The organism is Streptomyces sp. NBC_01276 (genome assembly GCF_041435355.1).
Lineage (GTDB): Bacteria > Actinomycetota > Actinomycetes > Streptomycetales > Streptomycetaceae > Streptomyces.
On sequence record NZ_CP108442.1, the window covers coordinates 93,753 to 105,738 of the forward strand.

Sequence of the window (11,986 nt, forward strand, 5' to 3'; positions counted from 1 at the left end):
CGGTAGCCGGTCAGCGGAAGTCGTCCGCGTGTTCCTCGGTCCACGAACGGAACGTCCGCGCCGGCTTCCCCAGCACACGTTCCACGGTGTCGGTCACCCGCTCGGGCGACTCCACGAACGACCCCCACGCCCGCAGTCTGGCGTCGACGAACGCGGCGTTCCCCCAGGCCGCCGTCAGCTGCCTCCGCGCCACCTCCACCGGCAGGTCCTCCCACCGCACCTGGCGGCCGACGGCCTCGCCGATGATCCTGACCTGCTCGGCATGGGTGATCGACTCGGGGCCGGTGATCACGTACCTGGCCCCGTCGTGCCCGGGCGAGGTGAGCACGCGTACGGCCACGTCCGCGATGTCGCGCTCGTGGATCAACGATCTGGAGGCCTGCCCGTACGGCCAGCGGACGACCCCCTGCCTGACCTGGTCGGCCCAGCCGAGCGTGTTCGTGGCGAAGTCGATGGCCCGCAGGAACGTCCAGCTCAGCCCGGATTTCCTGATCAGCCGCTCGATCTCCTGGTGGTAGGAGGTGGCCGGCTCGCCGTCCGCGAGATCGGCCACATCGGTCGACAGGTACACGACCCGCTCGGCGTGGCGGGCGATCACCTCCACCACGCGCGGGTCCACCGCGATCCCGGGCCACATCAGGTAGACGCTCTCCACGTCGCGCAGCGCCGCCTCCAGCGTCCCGGGGGACGAGAGGTCCCCGCGCACGACCTCCACCCCTTCGGGGAGCGCCGCCCCGGCCGGGTCGCGCACCAACGCGCGTACCCGGCGCCCTGCCTCGTCCAGCGAGGAGACGATGTGCCTGCCTATGGTGCCGGTCGCGCCGGTCACGAGAATCCTGGTCACTGTCACGCCAACCACGACCACCCCCTCGGTATGCCCGGCCGCCGGCGCTGACCGGTAACGGCCGCGGCCGGGCATCCTGCACGTCTCGGAACGCTCCGTTCCCGCCCGGCGCCGGCGCTCGGGCGGAGGGGGTCAGGGAGTGACGGACGTGCGGAGGTGGTCCGCCATGGTGCGGACCACCTCGGCCTGGTCGCGTACCAGGTAGAAGTGCCCCCGGGAGAAGACCCGCAGGGTGAACGGGCCTTCGGTGTGCGCGGCCCAGGCCGCCGCCTCCGCCGGGGTCACCTTCGGGTCCTCGCTGCCGATCATGGCGACCAGGGGGCAGTTCAACGGCTCCCCCGGCGCGGGGGCGTAGGTTTCAGCGGCCCGGTAGTCGGCGCGGATGGCCGGGAGGATCATCCGGAGCACCTCCTCGTCCCCGAGCAGCTGTGTGTCGGTGCCGCTGAGGATCTTGACCTCATCGATCAGGCCCCGGTCGTCGAGCAGGTGCACGGTCTCGTGCCGGAGTGCCGAGGGAGCCCGGCGCCCGGAGGCGAAGAGCGCCGCCGCGACGACGCCCTTCTCGCGCTCGAAACGGCTCGCCACCTCGTAGGCCACCGAGGCGCCCATGCTGTGGCCGAAGAACGCCAACGGCCGGTCGGCCCAGGGCAGCAGTGCGGTGAACACCCGGTCGGCGAGTTCCGGGACGTTGTCGATGAGGGGCTCGGCCCGACGGTCCTGGCGGCCGGGGTACTGGACGCACAGGACGTCGGCGAAGTCCGGCATGTTCCGGGCCAGGGGGAGGTAGAAGCTCGCGGAGCCGCCGGCGTGCGGCAGGCAGACCAGCCGGACCCCGGCGTCCGGCCTCGGCTGGAACCGGCGTATCCACAGGCTGTTGTCGGTCGGGGTGGAGGTGGAGGTGCGGGCGGGGGTGCTCATGGTGTGGCGTGATTCCCTTCGGGTGGGCGGGTGCGGGCGGTGGAGGGTCAGGACAGCTTGAGGACCCATTCGTCGACCGCGGTCGCCGTGGACGGTGCGTGCCGTTCCATCAGCGTGTAGTGGTCGCCGGGTACTTCGGTGACCTGCTGGGCGTGTCCGGGCGCGGGCGGCCGGTCGTCGGTCCCTTCCTCGCCGTCCGCCACGCGGTCCTCGGCGCGGACGACCAGCGTGGGCGCCTTCGCCACCGGGGCGTCCCAGTCCTCGAAGAGGGCGAGGTAGCCGCCCATCGCGGTGAGCTGGGTACCGGGTGCGGAGATGAAGTCGAAGCGCTCCGACTGTTCCCGTACCACCGCCGACTGGAAACGGTCGGCCATGCCCTGGTCGCGGGTGAAGCTGTCCAGCATCACGATGCCTTCGACGGGCCGGCCCAGCTCCTCCAGCCGGCAGGCCACGGCGTGCGCGACCCAGCCCCCCGAGGAGTAGCCGACGAGCACCACGGGCTCCTCGCCCGCGCAGTCGGCGACGGCCCGGACGTGCACCTCGACGAGGGCGGCTACGTCCCGCGGCAGCGCCTCCCCCGGGCCGAAGCCCGGCTCGGGCAGGGCCCAGACGGTGCGCCGACCGCCGAACGCGGCCGCGAAGCGGGCGTACTGGTGGACCCCGGAGGGGGCCATGTACGGGCCGAAGCAGATCAGCTGCGGCCCTTCGTCCCCGTGTGCCAGCCGGACCGGGACCGGACCGTGGTCGGCGGCCGACTCGGCGTCGAAGACCGGTCGCAGCCGGGCCGCGGCGGTGAGCATCCCGATGCCCTCGGAGAGCCTGCCCAGTTCACCGGCCCGGCGGTAGAGGCCGACGAGCAGGTCGTCCTGCTCGTCGCGCGCGGCCGGTCCGGCTCCGCGGGACCCGCCGGAGGCCTCCGCCAGGAGGGCCAGGAGCCGGGTGGTCACCGCCGCGGGGGTGGGGTGGTCGAAGACCAGGGTGCTGGGCAGTTTGAGGCCCGTGGCCCGGCCGAGCCGCTTCGCGAGGCGGACGGCGGTCAGCGAGTCGAAACCGAGTTCCAGGAAGACGTGCCGTTCCCGTACGGCGTCGGCGGACGGGTGGCCGAGTACGGCCGCGGCCTCGGAGCGTACGAATTCCAGCGCGGCCGCGTCGCGTTCGGTGGCGGGCAGGCCCGTCAGCCGGCGTACGAGGAGGGGTTCGCCGTCGGACCCCGCGTCCGCGCCGGTCTCCTCGGCGGCCAGCAGGCGGGCCACCTCGGGCAGGCCGCCGAGCAGCGGGCTCGGCCGGGCGGCGGTGAACCCGGGCAGGAAGCGCTTCCAGTCCACGTCGGCGACGATCACCGAGGTGTCCCCGTGTTCGACCGCGCGGCGCAGGGCCAGTACGGCGAGTGCGGGGTCCATCGGGTCCAGGCCGCGCAGCCTCAGCCGTTCCTCGGCGGCCCGGTCGACCATGCCGCCGCCGCCCCAGGCGCCCCAGGCGATGGAGGTGGCGGTCAGGCCGCGCGCCCGCCGGTGTTCGGCGAGGGCGTCGAGGGAGGCGTTCGCCGCCGCGTAGGCGGACTGGGCGCCGCTTCCCCAGGCGGCGGCGCCTGAGGAGAACAGGACGAAGGCGTCCAGTTCGCGGTCGCCCAGCAGCGCGTCGAGGTGGGCCGCGCCGGCGGCCTTGGCACCCAGCACGTCGGCGGCCTCGGCCACGGTGGTGTCGGCGAGCAGGGCGGGCGTGCCGATGCCGGCGGCGTGGACCACGGCGCTGAGCGGCGGCAGGTCGGCGAGCGAGTCCAGGAGGGCGGACACCGCCGTCCGGTCGGCCATGTCGCAGGCGGCGAGCGTCACGCGGGCGCCCAGTGCCTCCAGTTCGGCGCGCAGCTCGTCGGCGCCGTCGGCCGCGGGGCCGCGACGGCTGGTCAGCACCAGGTGCTCGGCGCCGGCGGTCGCCAGCCAGTGGGCGACGCGGCTCCCGATGAAGCCGGTGCCGCCGGTGACCAGTACGGTGCCGCGCGGCTGCCAGCCGGGCCCGGCGGGGGTGTCGGTGCCGGTGGCGCGGAGCATCCGGCGGGCGTGGGCGCCGTCGGCGCGGACGGCGATCTGGTCCTCTCCGGTGGCTCCGCCGAGGGCGGCGGCCAGCCGGCGTCCGGTGCCCGTGTCCGTGGCCCGTACGTCGGCGGGCAGGTCCACGAGGCCGCCCCAGCGTCCGGGGTGTTCCAGGGCCACGACCCGGCCCAGCGCCGCCACCGTCGCCTGGGGTACGGCGCGGAGGGGGTCGGCGGGCCCGGTGGACACGGCGCCCCGGGTCACGCACCACAGGGGCGCGTCGACGTCGGCGTCGCCGAGCGCCTGTACGAGGAGCAGGGTGGTGGCGAGGCCTAGCGGGACGGCCGGGTGGCCGGGGTGGGCCTGGTCCGCGAGGGCGAGCAGGGACAGGACCCCTCGTGCGCCGGCGCCCGCTTCCCGCAGCGTGTCGGCGAGGGTGTGGCGGTCCTCGTCGCCGGTGACGGCCAGCCGGACGGTGTCGGCGCCGTGTGCGGCGAGGGAGTCGAGCGCCAGCTGCACGGCGGGGTCTTCGAGCCGGTCCCGGGGGACGAGCGCGAGCCAGCGTCCGGTGAGGGCGGGCGGGGCCGTGTCGGGGACCGGCTTCCAGCCGATCCGGTAGCGCCAGGCCCGGGTCGCGGCCTCGTCGCGGCGGCCGCGGTGCCAGGCGCGCAGTGCCGGGAGCGCGGTGGCGAGGGTGGTGTCCTCGTCGAAGCGCAGCTCCTCGGCGAGGGAGGTCAGATCCTCGCGTTCCACGGCCGCCCAGAACTCGGCGTCCGCGGCGGACTGCGGCGCCGGTGCCGTCTGTGCCGCGGTGTCGGGCGCGTCGAGCCAGTACCGCTGTCGCTGGAAGGGGTAGGTGGGCAGTTCGGCCGGGGTGCCCGCGGGGGCGCCGAACACCGCGGTCCAGTCGACCGGGACGCCGTGCGCGTGCGCCTCGCCCAGGGAGGCGAGGAAGCGCCGGGCGCCGCCCGCGGAGCGGGTCAGGGTCGGCACGACGGCTTCGGCGGGGCCGTCGGTACGGGCGTCGTCGAGGGTGTCCTGGAGTCCGTACACCAGCACCGGGTGCGGGCTGATCTCGATGAAGACGCGGTGTCCGTCCGCGCGCAGACGCCGGACCGCCTGCTCGAAGCGTACGGTCCGGCGCAGGTTGCCGTACCAGTACGCGGCATCGGGAGCGGTGTCCAGCATGTCGCCCGTCACGGTCGAGCAGAACGGGATCTCCGGGGTGCTCGGGACGAGCGGGGCGAGTTCCGCGGCCAGGTCGTCCCGCACCTCCTCGACCTGGGCGCAGTGCGAGGCCAGGTCCACCCTGACGCGCTTGGCCTGTATCCCGTCGGCCGCGCAGGCGTCGACGAGTTCGGCCAGCGCGTCCGGGTCGCCGGCGACGACCACGGTGCGCGGTCCGTTGACGGCGGCCACGGCGAGGCGGTCCTCCCAGGGGGCGAGGCGGCCGGTGACCTCGGCCTCGGAGCGCGGGACCGAGACCATGCCGCCGCGTCCGGCCAGCCGGGCGAGCAGGGCGCTGCGGCGGGCCACGAGCCGGGCGCCGTCCTCCAGGGTCAGTGCGCCGGCGACGACGGCGGCCGCTATCTCGCCCTGCGAGTGGCCGACGACGGCGGCCGGGCGGACCCCGCACGCACTCCACAGTTCGGCGAGGGCCACCATGACCGCCCACAGCACCGGCTGGATCACCTCGGGGCCGTCCAGCGCGGGGGCTCCGTCGGCGCCCCGCAGGACGTCGTCGAGCGACCAGTCCACGTACGGTGCGAGCGCTTCGCCGCAGGCGGTGATCCGGTCGCGGAAGACGGGAGAGGTGTCGAGGAGCTCGATGGCCATGCCCGCCCACTGGGATCCCTGGCCGGGGAAGACGAACACCGGCTGGGCGGGGGATCCGGCGGAGCCGCGGACCGCGAACTCGTGGGAGCCGCCGGAGGCGATCGACTCCAGGGCCGCGACCAGTTCGTCGCGGTCCTCGCCGACCGCGACGGCGCGTTCGTCGAGGAGGGTGCGGGTGGTGGCGAGGGCGTATCCGATGTCGCGCGGCCGGGTGCCGTCCTCGCGCAGCAGCGCGGCGAGGCGTCCGGCCTGCTGTTCCAGTGCCGCTCCCGTGCGGGCGGACAGCGTCAGGGGTACGGCCGCCGCTCCGGCCGGGGGCCGGGGAACCGTCCGCGGCGCCTCGGGTGCTTCCGGTGCTTCCGGTGCTTCCGGTGCTTCCTCGATGATGACGTGGGCGTTGGTCCCGCTCATCCCGAAGGAGGAGACCGCGGCCCGCCGGGGGCGGCGCTCGGCGGGGTCCCAGGCGACGGGCTCGGTCAGCAGCCGGACGGCGCCGGCGCTCCAGTCGACGTGCGGGGTCGGCTCCTCGGCGTGCAGGGTCCTGGGGAGCGTTCCGTGCCGCAGGGCCTGCACCATCTTGATGATGCCGCCCGCTCCGGCGGCGGCCTGGGTGTGTCCGATGTTGGACTTGAGGGAGCCCAGCCACAGCGGCCGGTCCGCGGGGCGGTCCCGGCCGTACGTGGCGAGCAGCGCCGAGGCTTCGATGGGGTCTCCGAGCCGGGTGCCCGTGCCGTGCCCCTCGACGGCGTCGACGTCGGCGGTGGACAGTCCGGCGTTGGCGAGGGCCTGGCGGATGACGAGTTGCTGGGCGCGGCCGCTGGGGGCGGTGAGGCCGTTGGAGGCTCCGTCCTGATTGATCGCCGAACCCCGGACGACGGCCAGGACGCGGTGTCCGTTGCGGCGGGCGTCGGACAGCCGCTCCACCAGCAGCATGCCGACGCCCTCGCCCCAGCCCGTGCCGTCTGCGTCGGCGGAGTACGCCTTGCAGCGGCCGTCGGCGGAGAGGGCGCGCTGGCGGCTGAACTCGACGAACGCGCCGGAGCTGGACATGACCGTCACCCCGCCCGCCAGGGCGAGTTCGCACTCGCCCTGGCGCAGGGCCTGGGCCGCCATGTGGAGGGCCACCAGGGAGGACGAGCAGGCCGTGTCGACGGTGACGGCCGGTCCTTCGAGGCCGAGGGTGTAGGCGATCCTCCCGGAGGCGACGCTGGCGGCGTTGCCGGTGCCCAGGTAGCCCTCGACGTCTTCGGGGACGGCGAGGCCGCGCCGGACGTAGTCCTGGTACCCGGAGCCGACGAACACTCCGGTGCGGCTGCCGCGCACGCTCGCCGGATCGATGCCGGCCCGCTCGAAGGCCTCCCAGGACGTCTCCAGGAGCAGTCGCTGCTGGGGGTCCATGGCGGTCGCCTCGCGCGGCGAGATGCCGAAGAAGGCGGCGTCGAAGTCGGCGAGGTCGTAGAGGAAGCCGCCGGCGCGGGCGTAGGTGGTGCCCGGGTGGTCGGGGTCCGGGTGGTAGAGGGTGTCCAGGTCCCAGCCGCGGTCGTCGGGGAAGACCGACATGGCGTCCGTGCCCTCGTCCACCAGCCGCCACAGCTCTTCGGGCGAGCGGACCCCGCCCGGGTAGCGGCAGCTCATGGCGACGATGGCGATCGGCTCGTCGTCGGCGCGCACGGGGACGGCGGCGCTCCCGGGGGCGTCGGCGGTACCCAGGAGTTCGACGAGGAGCGCGCCGGCGAGGTCGAGCGCCGACGGGTAGTCGAACACCATGGTGGTGGGCAGCCGCAGTCCGGTGGCCTTGACGAGGCGGTTGCGCAGCTCGACGGCGGTCAGCGAGTCGAAGCCGAGGTCGCGGAAGGCCCGGCCGGGTTCGACGGCCTCGGGGCCCGGGTGTCCGAGCACGGCCGCGGCCTCGGCCCGTACGAGTTCCACGAGGGTGCGGTCGCGTTCGGCCGGGTCCACCCGGTCCAGGGCCCGGCGCAGGGCGCCGGCGGTGTCTTCCGCCCCGTCGGGGTGGCCCGCGCGTACGGAGACGGCCTCGCGGACTTCGGGCAGGTCTGCGAGCAGGGGGCTGGGGCGGCCGACCGTGAAGGTGGGGGCGAAGCGCGCCCAGTCCACGTCGGCGACGGTCACGGCGGTCGCGTTCCGGGCGACCGCGCGCTCCAGCACGGTGAGGGCGGATTCGGCCGCCAGGGGGGCGAGGCCGCGCCGGCGCAGGTTCTCGGCGATCCCGGGGCCGGCGGCCATGCCCGCGTCGGCCCAGGGTCCCCAGGCCAGGGCGGTGGCCGGCAGGCCCCGGGCCCGGCGGGCTGCGGCGAGCGCGTCCAGGTGGGCGTTGGCGGCGCTGTACGCGGCCTGGCCTCCCGCGCCCCACACTCCGGCGATGGAGGAGAACAGGACGAACGCGTCGAGTTCGGCGGGGCCGCCGGGCAGTGTGTCGAGGAGCTCGTCGAGGTGGACGGCGGCCGCGGCCTTGGCGGCCAGGACGGCGGCGAAGGCGGCCGGGTCGGTGTCGGCCAGCAGGGCGGAGGTGTCCACGCCCGCCGTGTGCACCACCGCGGTGAGGGGGCCTGCCGTGCCCGCCGTGTCCGTCAGTTCGGTGAGCAGCCGGGACAGCGCGTCGCGGTCCGACACGTCGCAGGCGGCCAGGGTCACGCGAGTACCCAGCGACTCCAGTTCGGCGCGCAGTTCCTCGGCGCCGGGGGCCCCGGGGCCGCGTCGGCTGGTCAGCACCAGGTGTTCGGCGCCGCGGGCGGCGAGCAGCCGGGCGACGTGCCCGCCGAGCGCGCCGGTCCCGCCGGTGATGAGCACGGTTCCGCGGGGGCGCCACTCCCCGGCCGGCTGGGCGCCGGCCCGGCCGGCGCGGGCGAGCCGGCGGGCGAACACCCCGTCGGCGCGGACGGCGAGCTGGTCTTCCGGGCCGCCGACGGCGAGGGCGGCCACGATCCGGGCCGGTACGGGTCCTTCGCGGTCCGGGGGCAGGTCGACGAGACCGCCCCACCGGCCGGGGTGCTCCAGCGCGGCCACCCGGCCGAGTCCCCAGACCTGGGCCTGGCCGGGGGCCGTCACCGGGTGGTCGTCGGGCGAGGTGGACACCGCGCCGCGCGTGGCGCACCACAGCGGCGCCTCGACGCCCGCGTCGCCCAGCGCCTGGATCAGGGTCAGGGTGGCGGCGACGCCGCCGGCCAGGGCGGACAGGCCTTCGACGGGGCGCTCGTCCAGTGCGAGCAACGAGACGACGGTGCGCGGCGGCGTGGTGTCCGTGGCTTCGCGCAGGCGTGCGGTGAGCGTCTCCCGGTCCTCCGCGCCGTCGACGGTGAGGGAGGTGACGGGGCAGCCCTGTGCGGCGAGCACGTCCCGGAGTCCGGCTCCGAGGGCTTCGGCGCCGCTGTCGTGGTCCGGGCCGCCGGCGGGCAGGACCAGCAGCCAGTGCCCGTCAGGGGTCGCGGCCGCCCGATCGGCCGCGGGGTCGGTGGCCGGACCGGCCGAAAGGTCCGTCAGCCGCTTCCAGGTGACGTCGTACTGCCATTCCTCGACCGTGGTACGGCGGCCACCGGCGGCCGGGGCCGCTTCGAGCCAGTAGTGCTCGCGCTGGAAGGCGTACGTGGGCAGGTCTACGTGCCGGGCGCCCTGTCCGGCGAGGACGGCCGTCCAGTCGACGGGCGTGCCGCGGACGTGGAGGTGGGCGAGGGCGGTGGTGACGGCCTGGCCCTCGGCCCGGTCGGCACGCAGTACGGGGATGGCGGCTGCTTCGTCGTCGTCGAGGACGGCCTGGGCCATGGCGGTCAGAACACCGCCCGGTCCGATCTCCAGGAAGGTGGCGACGCCTTCGCCGGCGAGGGCGGTGACGGCGTCCGCGAAGCGGACGGCCTCACGGACGTGGCGCACCCAGTAGTCGACGGAGCAGAACTCCTCCGCCGATACCGGACCGCCGGTGAGGGTGGAGACGACCGGCACGCGCGGGGTTTCGAAGGAGACCGTTTCCAGGGTCGCTCGGAACTCGTCGAGCACCGGGTCCATCAGCGGGGAGTGGAAGGCGTGGGACACGGAGAGCGCCTTGGACTTGCGGCCGTCGGCCGCGAGACGGTCCACGACCGCCGCGACCGCGTCCTCGGCACCCGAAACCACCACGGACGACGGGCCGTTGACGGCGGCGATGCCCGCGCGGCCCTCGAACCCGGACAGCAGGTCCCGTACCTCGGCCTCCGAGGCCTCCACCGCCACCATCACCCCGCCGGCCGGGAGGGCCTGCATCAGCCGGCCGCGCGCCGCGACCAGAGCCGCCGCGTCTTCGAGCGAGAGCACACCCGCCACGTGCGCCGCCGCGAACTCACCCACCGAGTGCCCGGCCAGGAAGTCCGGCCGGACGCCCCAGGACTCCACCAGCCGGAACAGCGCCACCTCGACCGCGAACAGGGCGGGCTGCGCGTATCCGGTCCGGTCCAGCAGTTCGGGGTCCTCGCCGAACACGACGCTCCTCAGGGGGCGTTCGAGGTGCCGGTCCAGCGCGGAGCAGACCGCGTCGAAGGCGTCGGCGAACACGGGAAAGGAGGCGTGCAGTTCGCTTCCCATGCCGAGCCGCTGGCTGCCCTGCCCCGAGAAGAGGAACGCGGTTTCGCCGTCGCGGCCGCCGATCCCCTCGACCACCTGTGCGGCGGAGGTCCCTTCGGCCACGGCCTTCACACCGGCGACGAGTCCGGGCAGGTCCGTTCCGACCACGGCGGCTCGGTGTTCCAGTGCGGCTCGCGAGGTCGCCAGGGAATGGGCCACGTCGACCGGGCTGACGTCGCCGAGGCCGAGGACGTGCGCCAGCAGCCGCTCCGCCTGCTCGCGCAGGGCTGCACCGTTGCGTCCGGAGAGGGTCCACGCCACGGGCGTGGGGCCGCCGGGCGGTTCGGTCCGGTCCCGGCCCGAGGGGTCCTCTTCGGCGTCGGGTGCCGGCGGGGCCTGTTCGATGATGGTGTGGGCGTTGGTCCCGCTCACGCCGAAGGAGGACACGGCGGCCCGGCGCAGGCGGCCGTTCTCGCCCCATGCGACGGGTTCGGTGAGCAGGCGGACGGTTCCCTCGGACCAGTCCACGTGCGGCGAGGGCTCTTCGGCGTGCAGGGTCTTCGGCAGGACCCCGTGCCGCATCGCCTCGACCATCTTGATGATCCCGCCCACCCCGGCCGCCGCCTGGGTGTGCCCGATGTTCGACTTCAGCGACCCCAGCCACAACGGCCGGTCGGCCGAGCGCCCCCGCCCGTACGTGGCCAGCAGCGCCTGCGCCTCGATCGGATCACCCAACCGCGTCCCCGTACCGTGCGCCTCCACCACGTCCACATCGCCCGCCGACAACCCCGCACCCGCCAACGCCTGCTCGATCACCCGCTGCTGCGCCGGACCGTTCGGAGCCGTCAGACCATTCGAAGCACCGTCCTGATTCACCGCCGATCCCCGCACCACCGCCAACACCGGATGCCCATTGCGCCGGGCATCCGACAGACGCTCCACCAACAGCATCCCCACGCCCTCGCCCCAGCCCGTTCCGTCGGCCTCGGCGGCGAAGGACTTGCAGCGGCCGTCCACGGCGAGGCCCTGCTGACGGCTGAACTCGGTGAACATGCCGGTGGCGGCCATGATGGCGGCCCCGCCCGCGAGGGCCATCGTGCACTCGCCCTGCCGCAGGGCCTGGACCGCCAGGTGCAGGGCCACCAGCGAGGAGGAGCACGCGGTGTCCACCGTCACCGCGGGGCCTTCGAGGCCGAAGGTGTACGACACCCGGCCGGACGCGACGCTGGGGGCGGTGCCGGTGAGCAGGAAGCCCTCCAGCTCTTCCCGGGTGTCGCCGCTGCCCGCGTAGCCCTGGTAGGCGAGGCCGACGAAGACGCCGGTGCGGGATCCCTTGACGGAGGTGGGGGCGATGCCGGCCCGCTCGAACGCCTCCCAGGCCACTTCGAGGAGCAGCCGCTGCTGCGGGTCGGTGGCGAGGGCCTCGCGGGGTGACATGCCGAAGAAGCCGGGGTCGAAGCGGCCCGCGTCGTGCAGGAACCCGCCCTCGCGGGTGTAGCACTTCCCGGGCTTGCCCGGGTCCGGGTCGTACAGCCCTTCGAGGTCCCAGCCCCGGTCGGCGGGGAAGCCGGTGACGGCGTCCGAGCCGCTCTCGACCAGCCGCCAGAGCGCTTCGGGGCTGTCCACCTGCCCGGGGTAGCGGCAGCTCATCGCCACGATGGCGATCGGCTCCTGGTCCTTGGCCTCCACCTCGTGGAGACGGCGCCGTGTCTGCTTGAGGTCCGCCGTCACCCGCTTGAGGTAGTCCAGCAGTTTCTGTTCGTTCTCGTTCTGGCCGCTGAGGGCGTCGTGCTGGTTCTGCATGTGTGGT

At 74.9% G+C, this 11,986-nt stretch carries 2 protein-coding genes and 1 pseudogene; all 3 read right to left on the reverse strand.

Translation table 11 applies throughout. The annotated features are described in order from the left end of the window. Nucleotides 1-10: 10 nt before the first annotated feature. The gene (locus tag OG295_RS00490) at nt 11-829 is read right to left on the reverse strand and encodes an NmrA family NAD(P)-binding protein (protein ID WP_371674946.1); all 819 of its coding nucleotides are present in this window, start codon (nt 827-829) and stop codon (nt 11-13) included. A gap of 147 nt (nt 830-976) precedes the next feature. Beyond that, a complete protein-coding gene (locus tag OG295_RS00495; RefSeq protein ID WP_371674947.1) occupies nt 977-1,762 on the reverse strand; it encodes a thioesterase II family protein in 786 nt (261 codons plus the stop codon). Nucleotides 1,763-1,809: 47 nt separating this feature from the next. After that, nucleotides 1,810-11,904: pseudogene (locus OG295_RS00500) on the reverse strand (type I polyketide synthase); the annotation flags it as partial. Nucleotides 11,905-11,986: the final 82 nt, after the last annotated feature.